This window comes from uncultured Desulfosarcina sp. (assembly GCF_963664155.2).
In the GTDB taxonomy this organism is placed as follows: domain Bacteria; phylum Desulfobacterota; class Desulfobacteria; order Desulfobacterales; family Desulfosarcinaceae; genus Desulfosarcina.
Window position 1 is genome coordinate 2,398,546 of record NZ_CAXXXH010000001.1, and the last position, 15,042, is coordinate 2,413,587.

The 15,042-nt window shown below is 56.6% G+C and carries 13 protein-coding genes and 1 riboswitch; of the genes, 8 read left to right on the forward strand and 5 right to left on the reverse strand.

Annotated features, from left to right (window positions below):
* Window positions 1-34: 34 nt before the first annotated feature.
* Window positions 35-131: riboswitch (cyclic di-GMP riboswitch) on the reverse strand.
* Between the two features lie 523 nt (window positions 132-654).
* The 5 genes from ACHZBS_RS11005 to ACHZBS_RS11025 all read right to left on the reverse strand — a co-directional run bounded on the left by ACHZBS_RS11005 (window position 655) and on the right by ACHZBS_RS11025 (window position 4,767).
* Window positions 655-1,539: an AraC family transcriptional regulator gene (locus tag ACHZBS_RS11005; protein WP_319406553.1), complete on the reverse strand. Its 885-nt coding sequence runs from the start codon at window positions 1,537-1,539 to the stop codon at window positions 655-657.
* A gap of 415 nt (window positions 1,540-1,954) precedes the next feature.
* Window positions 1,955-2,317, reverse strand: a complete 363-nt coding sequence (locus tag ACHZBS_RS11010; RefSeq protein ID WP_319406554.1) for a hypothetical protein — start codon at window positions 2,315-2,317, stop codon at window positions 1,955-1,957.
* A 60-nt stretch (window positions 2,318-2,377) separates the two neighbouring features.
* A complete protein-coding gene (locus ACHZBS_RS11015; RefSeq protein ID WP_319406555.1) occupies window positions 2,378-3,625 on the reverse strand; it encodes a DUF2325 domain-containing protein in 1,248 nt (415 codons plus the stop codon).
* A gap of 170 nt (window positions 3,626-3,795) precedes the next feature.
* On the reverse strand, window positions 3,796-4,089 hold the full coding sequence (locus ACHZBS_RS11020) for a hypothetical protein (RefSeq protein ID WP_319406556.1): 294 nt from the start codon (window positions 4,087-4,089) through the stop codon (window positions 3,796-3,798).
* A gap of 132 nt (window positions 4,090-4,221) precedes the next feature.
* The gene (locus tag ACHZBS_RS11025) at window positions 4,222-4,767 is read right to left on the reverse strand and encodes a metal-dependent transcriptional regulator (RefSeq protein ID WP_319406557.1); all 546 of its coding nucleotides are present in this window, start codon (window positions 4,765-4,767) and stop codon (window positions 4,222-4,224) included.
* Window positions 4,768-5,171: 404 nt separating this feature from the next.
* Here ACHZBS_RS11025 and ACHZBS_RS11030 point away from each other — a divergent pair, with 404 nt between their 5' ends.
* From ACHZBS_RS11030 to ACHZBS_RS11065, 8 genes are all read left to right on the forward strand, one after another.
* Window positions 5,172-5,600 carry a hypothetical protein gene (locus ACHZBS_RS11030; RefSeq protein WP_319406558.1) on the forward strand — a complete coding sequence of 143 codons (429 nt, stop codon included), beginning with the start codon at window positions 5,172-5,174 and terminating at the stop codon, window positions 5,598-5,600.
* Between the two features lie 29 nt (window positions 5,601-5,629).
* Window positions 5,630-6,598 carry a TAXI family TRAP transporter solute-binding subunit gene (locus ACHZBS_RS11035; RefSeq protein WP_319406559.1) on the forward strand — a complete coding sequence of 323 codons (969 nt, stop codon included), beginning with the start codon at window positions 5,630-5,632 and terminating at the stop codon, window positions 6,596-6,598.
* 6 nt (window positions 6,599-6,604) lie between these two features.
* Complete coding sequence (locus ACHZBS_RS11040) at window positions 6,605-7,162, forward strand: DUF1850 domain-containing protein (protein WP_319406560.1); 558 nt, start codon at window positions 6,605-6,607, stop codon at window positions 7,160-7,162.
* A gap of 42 nt (window positions 7,163-7,204) precedes the next feature.
* Window positions 7,205-9,178, forward strand: a complete 1,974-nt coding sequence (locus ACHZBS_RS11045) for a TRAP transporter permease (RefSeq protein WP_319406561.1) — start codon at window positions 7,205-7,207, stop codon at window positions 9,176-9,178.
* Between the two features lie 161 nt (window positions 9,179-9,339).
* Complete coding sequence (locus ACHZBS_RS11050) at window positions 9,340-10,743, forward strand: amidophosphoribosyltransferase (RefSeq protein WP_319406562.1); 1,404 nt, start codon at window positions 9,340-9,342, stop codon at window positions 10,741-10,743.
* Window positions 10,744-10,872: 129 nt separating this feature from the next.
* On the forward strand, window positions 10,873-11,493 hold the full coding sequence (locus ACHZBS_RS11055; protein WP_319406563.1) for a TetR/AcrR family transcriptional regulator: 621 nt from the start codon (window positions 10,873-10,875) through the stop codon (window positions 11,491-11,493).
* A gap of 49 nt (window positions 11,494-11,542) precedes the next feature.
* Entirely contained in the window at window positions 11,543-12,601 is a 1,059-nt protein-coding gene (locus ACHZBS_RS11060) for a 4Fe-4S dicluster domain-containing protein (RefSeq protein ID WP_319406564.1), read from the forward strand.
* Window positions 12,602-12,611: 10 nt separating this feature from the next.
* The gene (locus ACHZBS_RS11065) at window positions 12,612-14,954 is read left to right on the forward strand and encodes a molybdopterin-dependent oxidoreductase (RefSeq protein WP_319406565.1); all 2,343 of its coding nucleotides are present in this window, start codon (window positions 12,612-12,614) and stop codon (window positions 14,952-14,954) included.
* The last annotated feature ends 88 nt before the right edge of the window (window positions 14,955-15,042 follow it).

Below are 15,042 nucleotides of genomic sequence, written 5' to 3' on the forward strand. Positions count from 1 at the left end.
CGCCACTATACTGCTTACTTCCGATTGATTCGATTCCGGCAACCCGGCCGTCCGAAATCAGCGTCTGTCAGCTAACTTCCGGACCCGCGGCTTTCCGTCCCCCGGTCGCCCGGGGTTTGGCTCTTATCGGAATACAAGGTTTCCTTCCGGCGCCGTGCCGTGACAGGCGGACCGTCATCGCGGCCCGAATCGTTTGGTATTGGCGTCACCTCCTTTCGGCTCCCCTCGAGGGGGCGTTTGGTTTTTTTTTGGGTGTGTTTGCGAGGTAGGTCCGTCGGGAAAATCGACCACGAAACGGAATTCCTTGCCGCAGATTACCAGGACTTCCTTTTGACTTTTTTTAAGAAACCGCATCTCCACGCGTAGGGTTCCGTAACCGTCATGGAGGAATAGGTCGCGGTAGAGTTCGCAGATTTTACGCATAATCGGTTCATGTTTGCCGGTCAGATCCAAGTTCTGTTCAAATGTCATTGGTTGCAATTGATTCTCCCTTGTCTTGGGGGATCCGGCATGGCCGCTGCTTTTGCTGGGGGGTGCCGGCATGAAACTGCTTGATACGATTTGCTTTAATACCCTATCCGTGTTCGAATTGTCTAACCCGGTAGGCCATAAAAATCGCCCCAAAAGCCAAATCGGCAACCCCGGAGCGCGGTGCTATTGCATGTGCCTGGCCAGGGAGGGGTTGAAGCCGAATTGGCAGGCAAAGGCCCGCGAAAACCGGCTGGGGCTGGCATAGCCCACCTCCAGGGCCACTTCGGTCACGCTCATGTCCGTGTTGTGCAACATGTAAAAGGCCTGCTCCATACGCGCCTGGCGCAGGTAGCCATATGGGGGCAGCCCGCACACCCGGGGAAACACCTGTTTGAGCTTGGAAATGCTCATGCCCACACGCACCGCTAATTCGGAGAGGGAAGGGGCCGTGGTCAAATTATTTTCCAGGATCGCCTGGGCATCGCGCACCGCCTGCCGATCCGCCTGGCTGACCTGGTTCCTGTCCGGAGGATCTAAGCTGTTGACAAACAGCCACATCAATTCCAAAGCCTTGGCCATCACAAACAACGGATTGGCCTTGCCATGGGCCGCATGATTTTCCATCACGCTCAGGATGTGGTTCATGGGCTGCGTTATTTTGGTTATGGTTCTCACGGGCCCTCCCCGGCAGCAGCCCGGGAGGAGCAACCGCACCAATTGGTTGGCCCCCATTAGCTTCAACAGGTAGGACCGCGAATACCAGACATCCACGATACGGGCATCGCCGCAACCGGCGCAGGCCAGGCAACCGCATTTTTTTTGCGCATATACCAGGCCGCAGCAGCCCGAAGCGATCTGCAAATTCTCCTGAGACGCCGCCACCTCTCCTTGGGATTGCAGCAAGCCGTCCAGACAAAATACCAGCCGGCATGTATGGTCGCCGGCTTGGTAACGCAGCATGGGCGACCCTTTGGCCGGTGGCTTCAGCCGGGTCCAGCGCACCCGTACATCGGGCAGTACCAAATGCAGCGATTCGCTGGGTTGCGCTTGATGGGGCAGTATCTCCATCGCAGTTCGCACTCCTTTCGCAGGGATCAATCAGCAGTGGCGGGGAGATAACGATTCCGCACCATGTTTACCGCGACGCTTTGACGGCAACGGCTGGACAATGCCGACCTCGCGCACGGACGTAACAGGAAGTCGGGACAACGGCGGGGCACCAATTGGGTGGCAACATTTTCCAACTGGGCAGCCAGCCGGTTTAGGCGCCTGCACCCGGTCGGGGCTTCTCGCCATAGGGCTTCCACAGCTTTGCAGACATATGCGCCACAAGCACGCTTTCGATTCACAATCCAGGCAGCGAAAGTCGGCCGCACGAACCTGCCCGCCTGCCAGAAGTCGCAGCAGGGTGGTTTCAGCAATTTCGACACGAATCTGTTTATCCTCCATAGCTTCCATGGAAAAAGCTCCTGCGTGGCGTTGCTCAATATTTTTTCTTCGATTGGCAACAGGTGCAATTGGCGCAATTACCCCGGCAGCGGTGTTTTGGCAAAGACCGGATGACAGTACTTCCCTTGGGAGCGATATCGGCCCCTTTCTCGCCTTTGAAAAAGAGTCGCTCAACAGGCAGCTGCTGCCGGTTCAGACGGCACTGGAATGTGGTGCAGCCAAAGGGGCATAATTGGCGCAGATTGGTGGTTTCGATATAAACCCGCCCCTCGCCATCGTAGTGTTCGTGCAGCAGATTGATTAACTCCCAGGCAGCGCTGCCGTCGAAATCGCCGCTGGGACTGACATGCAGATTACCGTTGTTTTTTTTAAATTCCACTTGGAAGTTGCTGCTCATTGGAACATCCTCCATCAAGGGTTTAATCTTGTAAAAGAAAACTGCTTGAAAATGTCCGGATCAGTTTAGGGTGCATGCATCGTTACATGCTTTCCCCCAAATCACCTGGGATACGGTACTCAAGCTTGAATTAGCCAGGATATGAACGGCTTTATTATGCTTTTTGCCAAGATTTTTGACGATGGAGCAGGCCGCATGGCTGTTGCAGTTAACCGGACAAAGCACCATATCCGCCCGCCGGAGAGAAGATTCCAGGCTTTTGGCTCCTTTTTTGACGTACCCATCGTGGTATTCGAAGACCCCGCCGCGACTCTCGATCAACTCGCGGTAGAGCGATTCCATACGGGTGATCCCGCCCACGATCAGGATGCGTTTTTTGCATAAATCGAAGGACGGGCAACTGGCATCGCAAGGGTTCCAATTGGCCATTTCACCGATAATCGCCTGGGTTTGCTCTTTAACGTGGCGGTTCAGGTTGCACTGCTCCTCGAGTTGCAGGGACAGGCAACTGTTTTGTTTTTCGAGAGCGGCGGTTTGGCACAGAACTTTTTCCAATCGTATGGAGAGGGAGGCATAGTCCTGTTGAACCCTGCGGTTCTCCATCTCCAGCGCCTCAACCTGTTGATGGCGATCCAATTCGGCGAGGGCCCGCTGCAGATGCGTTTTCTCCCGTTGCGCGGTCACGAGTTCATTCTCAAGCCGTTGGCGGCCCTGCCGATACGCTTCGATCTCATTTTCCATCGACCGGCGCTGGCGGGATTGCGCTTTCACGCGCTGGCGCAGCCCGTTCAATTCCCGCTCCCGCCGGGCCAGCTTGCGGCTGAGTTTCAAGCGCTCCCCGGCGGTCCAATGCATGGCCATGTGAATTTCACCGAAGATTTCCCGGTTCGATTCCGGGGACAGGTGGGGATGGATCCCAGCAGCCCACAAGGCGCAGGCCCCCTCGCCTTTTTCCATGGCAACCTTGAAATGTGTCGTGAAGGCGTTGGCATCCAAAGCGAGCAGGCTTTCCGCCTGTTTGCCATACTTGTGATCGAGCAGGTTGTCCATCCGCCGCGAGAGCCGGTTTTCGGATTCGAGGCCGGCAACAAGTTTTTCGTGAATGTCGTATGCACTGTTCTTTTTTTCCAGAAGGCCGGTTTTTTTCAGCAGTTGCTTTTGCTCGGCAAACGTCAGGCACATCCCGACCACCGGGCATTTGAAACAATGGTTGGTCTCCCAGATTCGAAGTCGGCCCTCAAGGCGGAAAGCCGGGCCATCCGGATCGCATGTGGTTGTTTCACCATCATGAACAGGTTGTTTTTTCATCAGCAAGTTAATGTCCTCCTTGGTAATATTACCACGTCGATCGACCCGGCCTGAACCGAACCGGCCAATAAAAAAGGCGTATCTCGATCGTTTTCGATCTCGAGTTACGCCTTCACTTGTTCCATGCCAATTAGAAAACATGGAACCCGTAAGACCTTCCCCTGGCTATATCATTCCACTTCGATCAACACCTGGGTGAGCTGTTTACGCAATCCTTCTATTTTTTTGGATTTAAATGCCTTTCGGCTCTCTTCCAGAACGTCGATCGCCTCGGCAATCGCTTTTTCCAGCCGAATTTCCCGCGATCGCTTGGGACAGCGGTCCAATATCGGTTGCAGCTTGTTCTCGTCCAGCCGCCCCTCCAAAATGGAGGTTACCAGACAGCAATGCATATCGATGCCCTGCTGAAGTTCTTTAACGCTGGTATTAAGCACATTGACCAAATCCTTTTTGTCCACCCCCATGTCGATAGTATCTCCTTTCTTTGATAGAATTATCTAACTATCAGAGCAAAAAAACACCGCCTTGATAGTGTTGCCCTGAAGGCGGTTTACAGCCCGACCCTTTGCCGGAAAATCGGCTGACACAACAAGGGATCAGGAATTTTTAACAGGAGCAGCCTGGTTCTTTAACTCGGAAGAAAACGTTTCACAGCGTGTTTTGCACGATTCAGGCCTTTTGCCGTGCAACCGATAGTCGTCGAAAAACTGGAGCCAGTCTTCCCCCGTCCTGGGGCACACCTGGATAAACGCCATAAAATCGGTAAGGTTGCCCAGGGTTGAAGCACTGAGGGTATGCTCCATTTTACACGCCTCTTCATCTGCGGTGGAATGGTCAATCTTTAAAATTTCGGTCAGAAACTTGAGCAGAATCCCATGCCTGCGACGCATTTCCTGCCCGACGCCCATTCCGTCTTTGGTCAGTTCCACATATTCGTATTTTTCGTAGTTCACCAACCCCCGGGTATTCAAGCTTTTTAACATGCTGGAAACGGTGGGCATTTTCACATTCATTCGTTTGGCGATATCTTTTACGCGAACAACGCGCTTTTCCTTGTCAAGATCGAAAATCGCTTCCAAGTAATCTTCCATAACGGAAGTCAGTGGCTTTTCAACAATATCTCTTCTTTGGGCAGAAACCATGACGGGAACCTCATTGTTAGATGAATCTATCTTTCGTTTGAAAACCTAATAACCATTTCGATCATCGTGTGTCAAGCTTTTTTAAAAGGCGCTGAGGCAAGAAGCGATATGGGTGGCTAAAGAGCCATCAGCAAAATTGATGATCCTGAATCTGCATCAGGCTGGCGATAGTGAAACCATCACAACATCGGCGATGGACACCGGACACTGACAGTTGACAAAAAAAGGCGCCTGTGGTCTTTTGATTATCAGTCCGCCGGGGACCATTTCTCTTCACCAGGCCCGGCACGTTTCGTCTCTACACGACATTCAACACGTTATTGACAACACCATAGATATGCCTTCCCGGCATTGGACAATAGACTTTTGGTTTTCACCCGACAACCTGCAAGGAGGATTGAACCATGAAGCGATTTAAGCACGTCGTAGGATTCTTGGGGATCATTGCCGTCCTGGCATGCCTGGTTTTTGCGGGATGCGCCGGTCCCAAACCCAAACCCGGAGAAGTCTTTCCCTGCGCCGCAGACAGCAAAATTGAGAAAACAATCGCACCGGAAGCCGAGCTGGCCGACTTCTCATGTGTAGTCAAAAACTGGGAAGGAACCGACACCCTGCACTTTACTGTTGCCGTCAAGAATATCAGCGACCAGCCCCAGCGCTTCCGGGTCAATATCTTCCTGGACAACGGCAAAGCCGTCGGCGGACTGATCCCGCAATCAACCAAAAAGGGGCTGGTCGAACCCGGACAAACCGCCTCGTTTGAATATCCGGTCAGCGGAATGGATTGCGGGCCAAAATCAATCGTACTGATGGTCAAGACCATGAGTCAATAGATCTGAAAATCATACGGGAGGATTCTGATATGAAACGCATAAGCTTTGCAATATTAATCATTTTCGTCGCGGCTTCGATCACATCGCCAGCCCTGGCCAAAACCACCTTTATCAGCATCGGCACCGGGGGTACCGGCGGGATTTACTATCCCTATGGCGGTGGGGTGGCCGAAATCTGGTCCAAGTATGTCAAAGGCGTAAAGGCGGTGGCCGAGGTGACCGGGGCCAGCGTGGAAAACGTCAAGCTGGCTCACAAGGGCGAAACGGTCATCGGTGAAGTCATGGGCGATGTGGCCGTAGCCGGCTTCAATGGCCTGAGTAAATTCAACGGCAAGAAGCATGACATCCTCTCCATGGCCATCATGTATCCGAACCTGCTGCAAATTGTAGCGCTGAAAAGCGCCGGTATCACTGACATCACCCAGGTAAAAGGTCGCAGCATCAGTACGGGAAGCCCGGGAAGCGGTACCAACTTCATGGCCGAAGCGGTGCTCAAGGCCTTGGACATCGCACCGGACAGCTACAAGGACAGCCGCCTGTCTTTCACCGAAAACGCCAACGCCCTGCGTGATGGCACCATCGATGTCGGCGTGTGGTCGGTGGGTCCCGGCACCAGCAGCATCCTGGATCTGGCCACAACCCACGAGATCCATATGATCGGTTTTACGCCCGAACAGACCGAACAAATTCTGGTGGCCAACAAAACGTATTCGGCTGTTGAACTGGCCGGCGGGGTTTACCGCGGTATCGATCAGCCCGTGTCCACCATCGGCGTGTGGAACGTAATGATTTGCCAGGCCTCATTGGATACCGAGATGGTCTATAATCTGGTCAAGGCCCTTTTCGAACACAACGACTACCTTCAGAAAATTCATCCGTCTGCCGCCTACACCACGCCGGAAAATGCGGTGAAATACTCTCAGATCCCGCTGCACCCGGGGACGATCAAATACCTGGAGGAAAAGGGCATCGCCGTGCCGGACAAGCTGCGGCCCTGATATAGAATGTCGGCCAGATTAGCCAGGCGAATCGCGATCGCCGGAATCGGCTTGACGCTTCTGCTGATTGCCGTTGCACGGGCTTTACCCGGTGGACTGGAACTTCGCGTAACGCCGGTCAAAGGGGGGGCGCCGCTGCTGGTGCTTCCCTTGGAAGCCGGCGAACCCTTTACCATTCACTACTATCATTCGGTGGAAAACGCCCCGATCTGGGAAACGCACAGCCTGGACCCGTCGGGGCGCATTTTCATTGACGAGGAGCGCTACCTGAAGTTCGGCGCGGGCATGGGCAAAATGCCGGGTGTGGGACACATGGTCACACGCGGGCCGTACGAGGTAATCGAAGACATGCACATGCCCACCGGTGATTTTGTCCTGCGCATCGGCAGCATCGGCGTGGACCATACGATCGTCTGGCGCGGCACCCGTACCAACCTGAGCGTGATGGCCCCCCATGCGGCGGTAAAATTTTCTGCCAGACCGGTATCATTCTTGTACCGCTATTGGCGGTACTTTTTCCCGCACGCGGCAACCCCCTCGATGGTCGACCCAGTGAAAAAATAACCCAAAAAGCGGAATCAGCAGAAAGAAAGCACACGTGTCTATATGGCCAATAGCGATCCAGCAACAGCCAACAGTAGCAACCCGGCATTGGTAACCTTCACCGCCAAACTGGTCATGGTGGTGGCGGTGAGTTTGAGTCTCTATCAGCTCTACACCGCCGGCATTGCCGCGCTTACGGCCCTGGTCCAGCGATCCATTCATCTGGGTGCTATTTTGACACTGACCTTCCTGCTCCGACCTCCATTTCTCGGCGCCCGCAAGGATCGAATCAATTTCTGGGTGGTCATGGACTGGGTTCTTGCGGCGGCATCGATCTTTTGCACGGCCTACATCTGCATCAACCTCACCGAAATCTTCGAGCGTCAGGGGGACTGGCTGCCGGCTGACCTGATCGTCGGCATCGTCGGTACGCTGCTGGTATTGGAAGCCTGCCGGCGGGTCATCGGTGTGATCATGACCGGCATCTGCGCCGTGGCCATGCTTTATGCTTATTTCGGACCATGGATGCCCGAAATCATCATCCACAAAGGCTACTCCATCGAACGAATCGCCACCACCCTGTGGCTGACCACCGAAGGTATTTTCGGCCTGCCTATCGGTGTAGCCGCCACCTTTGTCTTTGTTTTTGTCCTGTTCGGCGCATTTTTGGAATCCACCGGCGGCGGCAATTTTTTCATCGAGCTGGCCTACGCCCTCACGGGGCGTTTTTCAGGTGGCCCGGCCAAAACTTCGGTGGTGGCTTCCGGTTTCATGGGATCGGTGTCGGGCTCTGCCGTCGGTAACGTGGTGGCCACGGGCTCCTTCACCATTCCCATGATGAAAAAAGTCGGCTACCGGCCCCATGTGGCCGGAGCCATCGAAGCGGCAGCTTCCACCGGCGGGCAGCTCATGCCGCCGATCATGGGCGCCGGCGCTTTTCTCATGGCCGAATTCACGAACACCAGCTACCTGACCATCATCAAGGTGGCCCTGGTGCCAGCGATCATGTATTACGTCACCGTCCTGTTCTTCGTCCATTATGAAGCCAAAAAATTCGGTCTGGAAGGCCAACCCAAAGAAAGCCTGCCCCGGGTGGGCAAGGTGCTCAAGGAGGGCCTGCATTTCATTATCCCCGTAATGATCCTCATCTATGTGCTGGTGAACAATTACTCGCCCATGATGGCCGGTTTCGTAGCCGTCATCAGTACGCTGGCGGCCAGCCTGGCCGCCAATACCGTTCGCTGGGCCGTAGCACCGCAAAAAATGGAAACGGAGAAAAAACGCCCTTCCGCCGCTGCATTCGGCTTCGGGGAGTTAAAAAGCATTGTGAAGGCGCTGGAGAAAGGGGCAAAAAGCGCCATCATGGTGTCGGTGGCCTGCGCCGCCGCCGGCATTATCGTGGGCATGGTGACGCTGACCGGCATGGGTTTGAAATTTTCCAGCCTGGTGCTGGACTTGAGCTATGGGATCGAATTGCTGGCCATCCTGCTCATCGGCGCTGCATCCCTGGTTCTGGGCATGGGCCTGCCGGTCACGGCCAGCTATATCGTCCTGGCCACCCTGGCCGGACCGGCCCTGCTGGACATGGGCGTTCCGCTATTGGTCAGCCATATGATCGTTTTCTGGTACTCCCAGGACGCCAACGTCACCCCGCCGGTGAGCCTGGCCAGTTTCGCAGGCGCCGGGATTGCCGGTGCCAACCCCATGCGTACGGCCTTTACTTCCTGGAAGCTGGCCAAGGGGCTCTACATCATTCCCATTATCATGGCCTACCGCCCCCTGCTGGGCATGGGAGCCGGTTATGAACTGCTGCACTGGCAGGTGGTGGAGACCATGATCGCCACCATGCTGGGACTCATCGCATTCGCTTCGGCCATTGAGCGCTTTTTCATCCGCCGGGCCACCTGGCCGGAGACAATGCTGTTCTGGATTGCCGCCGCCGGCCTTTTCTGGCCCCAGTACTGGGCCGATGGAGTGGGTCTGGCCGCATTCGCTGCAGCCGTTGCCATGCAGAAGCTGTCACCAGCCACCAGTTAACCCGATGGCGCTCCTTATTTCTTCAGGATATATTTCCCTTGATTTTCCATCCCGCTTAATTTACCCCCTACTATTCATTTCTTTTTTCGACCGTTCTCTGGTTCTGTGTTTGAAAAACCACTGCTTCGTTAGGACAAAAGCCACCGGAAGGGGGGAGCACCATGGGCGGATTGTTTGGCGTTGTTTCAACATCGGACTGCGTATCCGATCTTTACTACGGAACCGACTATCATTCCCATTTAGGCACCCGCCGCGGCGGCATGGCCGTATACAACCCCACTGACATCCAGCGGGCCATCCACAATATCGAAAACAGCTATTTCCGCACCAAGTTCGAAGCGGAACTGAACCGCTTCCACGGCAATTTCGGCATCGGCGTGATCAGCGACACCGATCCCCAGCCCCTGATCGTCGGCTCCCACATGGGTACCTTCGGCATCGTCACCGTAGGCAAGATCAAAAATCAGGAGGTGCTTGTCCAGAGGGCCTTCAAGCGCAGAAGCTTCTTTTCCGACACCACGGCCGGCGATGTGCATCCCACCGAAGTGGTGGCTATGCTCGTCTGCGAGGCTGACAGCTATGTGGACGGCATCAGAAACGCACAGGAGGCCATCGAGGGCTCCTGCTCGATGCTCCTGCTCACCGACCAGGGCATCTTTGCCGCCCGCGACCGGCTGGGGCGAACGCCGCTGACCATCGGCTGCCGCGACGATGCCTTTGCGATCAGTTCCGAAACCTGTGCCTTTCCCAATTTGGGCTACGAAGTGGATCATTGCCTGGGCCCCGGCGAAGTGATCCAGATGAGCCCGGACGGCTGGGATCAGCAAACGCCCCCCGGCGAACGCATGCAGGTCTGCGCTTTCCTGTGGGTCTACTACGGCTACCCGGCGTCGGAATATGAAGGCATCAATGTGGAGGACGTTCGCAACCGCTGCGGCGCGGCCTTGGCCAACAATGACGATGTTGTCGTCGATTTCGTGGGCGGCATCCCCGACTCGGGCATCGGCCACGGCATCGGCTACGCCAACCAGCGCCGGCTGCCCTACCGGCGTCCCTTCGTCAAGTATACCCCCACCTGGCCCCGTAGCTTCATGCCCCAGAACCAGAAGATGCGCGACTTGGTGGCCCGCATGAAGCTGATCCCCGTTCACCAGCTCATCGACGGCCAGCGCATCCTCTTCTGCGAGGACTCCATCGTACGGGGCACTCAGTTGCGGGACAACGTACAGGTGCTGTTCGAATACGGCGCCAAAGAGGTTCACATGCGTCCGGCCTGCCCCTGCCTGATCCACCCCTGCGAGTTCCTCAACTTCTCCACCTCGCGCTCCACCCTTGACCTCGCCGGCCGCACGGCCATCCAGGCGTTGGAAGGATCCGAGGACCGGCACCTGGATGAATATGCCCGTCACGGCTCTGAAAAAAATCTGGCCATGATCGACCGGATAAAGGAGAGGCTGCACCTGACCACCCTCAAATACCAGCGTATGGACGACTTGGTGGCTGCCATCGGACTGCCCAAGGACCGGCTGTGCACGCATTGCTGGGACGGCAGCAGCTATACATAGCGCCCTTCCGGAAAGGGCATCTTTCTGAATGAGCACAGCCTGGTAACTATCCTTAGAAAAATGTTTGCTATCCTACCCACCGCAAAATCACGGTTGACTTGATATACCGTTTGGTATATTTGCAATTTCATGAAACCCGCAACCAGCCCCCGATCCGAACGCACCCGGCAATTGATCATTGAATCCGCCGCCCCCATCTTCAACAAAAAAGGCTATGCCGGCACCTCCATGTCCGACCTGACCACGGCCACCGGGCTGACCAAAGGCAGCATCTACGGTAATTTCAAGGATAAGGACGACGTGGCCGTGCACGCCTTCCAGCACAACATCGATTTGATATTCGATTTCTTTTCCAAGGAACTCAAGGCTGCCGGTTCGACCCTGGACAAGCTGCTGGCCTATCCCCGTGGCTTTCGCAAAATTTACCGCATGATCCTTTCTTACGGCGGCTGTCCCATTCTCAACACTGCCGTGGAGGCCGACGACACCCACGCCGTGCTGCGCAAGATGGCCGTGGATGTCTTGGCGAAATGGAAAAAAAGTATCATTTCCCTGATCACCGGCGGCATCGAAGAGGGCGTTTTCGACCCGGCCACGAATGCCCAAAAGAGCGCCGAGATCCTCATCGCCCTCTTGGAGGGGGGCAGTGTCCTGTCGAAAATCTCCGGCGAGGAGTCGTATATGCTCAACACCATCGACATGGCGGAAAAAATTATTACCGACATGCGCCGGCCAACCTCAACGATATAGTATACCAATCGGTATTGATTAATAAAATATCACACCACAGGAGACAACAATGAGCGATGTCTATCAAAAACTGGCCACATTTCTGGACAACCTGCCAGCGGGGTACCCGAGCACGGAGAGCGGCGTCGAACTGAGAATTCTGAAACGCCTGTTCAGCCCGGAAGAAGCCGAAGTCGCCATGACCCTGACCATGATGCCCGAAACGGCGGCGGCCGTCGCCGCAAGAACCGGCAGAAACGAAGGGGATTTGGCCGAAGCGCTCGAGGAGATGGCCAAGAAAGGCTTGATTTTCAGGATTTCCAAAAAAGATTCAAGTCTCTACAGTGCCGCCCAATTCGTGGTAGGCATCTGGGAGTATCATCTCAACAGCCTTGACGAAGGTCTGATCCGCGATGTCAACGAATACATGCCGGCCCTACTGAAAAAGGGCTGGGTCGATGTCAAGACCAAGCAGATGCGGGTGGTACCGGTATCAAAAAGCATCTCCGCGGGTATGGCGGTGACGCCCTACGAAGCGGCCGAAGCGATCATCAACGCCCAGTCTAAAATCGTGGTCTCACCCTGCATCTGCCGCAAAGAGCAGAAGATGGTGGGCAAGGGATGCGACAAACCCCAGGAAGTGTGCCTGGCCTTTGGCGCCGGCGCTTATTACTATGAAAAGAACGGCCTGGGCAGATCCATCGACAAGGCCGAGGCCCTATCCATTCTCAAGGCCGGTGTCGATGCCGGACTGGTGCTCCAACCGGGCAACCAGCAAAAACCCATGAACATCTGCATGTGCTGCGGCTGCTGCTGCGGCATTCTCAAAAACATGAAGACCTTGGACAAGCCGGCCCAGATGGTCCACACCAACTATTATGCCCAGGTGGAGGAAGAGGCCTGCATTGCCTGCGAAGCCTGCGTGGACCGCTGCCAGATGGACGCCATCACCGTCGATGCATCCGCCCAGATCAACCTCGACCGCTGCATCGGCTGCGGCTTGTGTGTCACCGACTGCCCCACCGAAGCCATTACCCTCAAGCAGAAAGCGGAGGAAAGCCGGTACCTTCCTCCGAAAAATGTGTTCGAAACCTACATGAACATCGCCCAGGAACGGGGATTGATGTAAGGAGACGATCGTGGATGGATGGCATAAAACCGGATGCGTCCTGTGCGCCCAAAACTGTGGGCTGGAAGTCAAGGTGGCCGGCAACCGCATGGTCAAAGTGCGCCCGGACAAGGCCAACCCCCGCAGCCTGGGCTATGCCTGCCGCAAAGGGCTGAACGTGGCCCATCACCAGCACCACGCCGATCGGCTGACCCACCCCCTCAAGCGTACCGCCAACGGATTCGAGCGAATTTCCTGGGACCGGGCCATCACTGAAATTTCCCAAAAATTGAAGACGGTGGTAAACGAACACGGCCCCCGATCCTATGCTTACATGGGCGGCGGAGGGCAGGGCTGCCACTTCGAGGCGGGATTCGGCCGCACGCTGATGAAGCTGCTGGGGTCCCAGTACCACTACAACGCCGTCGCCCAGGAACTGACCGGCTACTTCTGGGCCTGCGGCCGCCACACCGGCCGGCAGACCGATTTTCACATCCCCGATGAACCGCGCGCGGACATGCTGCTGGCCGTAGGCTGGAACGGCATGGAGAGCCACCAGATGCCCCGGGCGCCTCTGGTGCTCAAGGAATTTTCCCGGAACCCGGACAAACTGCTGGTGGTCATCGACCCCCGAAAATCCAAAACGGCAAGTCTGGCCGACATCCACCTGCCCGTCAGGCCGGGCGCCGACGCCCTGATGGTGCGGGCCATGATCGCCATCATATTGGGAAACGGCTGGGAAAACAGGGCATACATCGAGAGCCACACCACCGGTTTCGACCGGATCCGCCCCTGGTTTGAAAATTTTGCGGTAGAAGAAGCGCTTGCCGTGTGCGGCCTCGACGTCAACCCGGTGGTCGACCTTTGCCATGAACTGGGCCGGCGCCGCTGGTGCCTGCATACCGACCTGGGCATCTACATGAACCGTCACAGCACCCTGGCATCCTGCCTGTACAACCTTCTGCTGGCCGTATGCGGGCGCCTGTGCGTGCCCGGCGGCAACGTCATCCCGGGCAAGTTCATGCCCATCGGCGCCCACACCGATGAACGGGGTCCCCAGAACTGGAGAACCGCGGCCACCGATTTTCCTATCCTCATGGGCTACTCACCACCCAACGTACTGCCCGAAGAGATCCTGGGCGATCACCCGGACCGCATCCGGTCCGTGATCGTCTGCGCCAGCAACCCCCTGCGTTCCTACGCGGACACGACCGCCTACGAAAAGGCGTTGGATCGCCTGGACCTGCTCGTCACCATCGAACTGGCCATGACCGAAACCGCAAGGCTTTCCCACTACGTGCTGCCGGCACGCTCCGGCTACGAATCCTGGGACGGCACCTTCTTCACCTGGACCTGGCCGGAAATTTACTTCCAGATGCGCCGTCCCATCATCGAACCCAACGGCGAACCCCTGGAGTGCGGAGAAATTTTCATGCGCATCGCCGACGCCATGGGTCTGATTCCCGCGCTCCCCGATGCCATTTACCAGGCTGCTAAAAAGGACCGATTCGCCTTTGCCGTGGAGTTGATGACCCTGGCCCGGTCCACCCCCGGCCTGATGAAGGCCATTCCGTTTATCCTGTCCAAGACCCTCGGCAGAGAAATGGGTTCCGGCAACCTGGCCGCCCTGTGGGGGCTGCTCTTCACCGCACCGGGGAAATTGAGAAAGGACGCGCTGCGGGCCGGGTTCGCCGAGGAAGGATGGGGGGAATCGATACGCTCGGCCCCGGGCAGACTGCCGACCATCGTGAAATCGATGATCAGGAACCGCAGCCTGGCTCCCCTGGCCGGCCTGCATCCCCGCGCCAATTACGGGGAGAAACTGTTTCAGGCCGTCATGGACCACCCGGAAGGATTGTGGCTGGGAAAATCGGACGCGACGGCGAACATGTCTGCAATCCGGACGCCGAGCGGCAGGATCGACCTCCATATCCCTGAAATGGACGCATGGATCGCGGACCTCACTCCCGAACGGGAAGCCGCGGCGCTGGCTCCCGATCCCGACTTCCCGCTGATTCTCATGGCCGGCCGCCATGTCCGCACCAATGCCAATACCCTGATGCGCAATCCCGAATGGAACCAGGGACGCCGCGCCTGCACCCTGGCCATAAATGCCGACGACGCCGTGGCATTGGGGCTTGTGGATGGCCAACAGGTGAGCGTGTTCACCGCCGCCGGCCGGGAGACCATCGAACTGGAAGTCTCCTCCCGGACCCGGGCCGGCCAGGTTGTGATGCCCCACGGTTTCGGGCTCAATTACCAGGGAAGGGTCACGGGGGCCAACGTAAACCGCTTGACCAAAGGAACGAACCGGGACCCGCTGGCCGGCACACCGCTGCACCGGTATGTGCCGTGTCGGGTTGAGGCGGCTTAGTGTCTGCCCAGAAAAGGCATCTTTTGGCCCAGGCCGGCGTTCTCGCTCTGCTGAGCACGTAGTGAAGCTTCAGCGCTATCCTCGACGT

Coding starts and splice junctions, on each gene's coding strand:
- ACHZBS_RS11005 (WP_319406553.1), bottom strand. CDS start 1,539: ATGGAGATACTGCCCCATCAAGCGCAACCCAGCGAATCGCTGCATTTG.
- ACHZBS_RS11010 (WP_319406554.1), bottom strand. CDS start 2,317: ATGAGCAGCAACTTCCAAGTGGAATTTAAAAAAAACAACGGTAATCTG.
- ACHZBS_RS11015 (WP_319406555.1), bottom strand. CDS start 3,625: ATGAAAAAACAACCTGTTCATGATGGTGAAACAACCACATGCGATCCG.
- ACHZBS_RS11020 (WP_319406556.1), bottom strand. CDS start 4,089: ATGGGGGTGGACAAAAAGGATTTGGTCAATGTGCTTAATACCAGCGTT.
- ACHZBS_RS11025 (WP_319406557.1), bottom strand. CDS start 4,767: ATGGTTTCTGCCCAAAGAAGAGATATTGTTGAAAAGCCACTGACTTCC.
- ACHZBS_RS11030 (WP_319406558.1), top strand. CDS start 5,172: ATGAAGCGATTTAAGCACGTCGTAGGATTCTTGGGGATCATTGCCGTC.
- ACHZBS_RS11035 (WP_319406559.1), top strand. CDS start 5,630: ATGAAACGCATAAGCTTTGCAATATTAATCATTTTCGTCGCGGCTTCG.
- ACHZBS_RS11040 (WP_319406560.1), top strand. CDS start 6,605: ATGTCGGCCAGATTAGCCAGGCGAATCGCGATCGCCGGAATCGGCTTG.
- ACHZBS_RS11045 (WP_319406561.1), top strand. CDS start 7,205: ATGGCCAATAGCGATCCAGCAACAGCCAACAGTAGCAACCCGGCATTG.
- ACHZBS_RS11050 (WP_319406562.1), top strand. CDS start 9,340: ATGGGCGGATTGTTTGGCGTTGTTTCAACATCGGACTGCGTATCCGAT.
- ACHZBS_RS11055 (WP_319406563.1), top strand. CDS start 10,873: ATGAAACCCGCAACCAGCCCCCGATCCGAACGCACCCGGCAATTGATC.
- ACHZBS_RS11060 (WP_319406564.1), top strand. CDS start 11,543: ATGAGCGATGTCTATCAAAAACTGGCCACATTTCTGGACAACCTGCCA.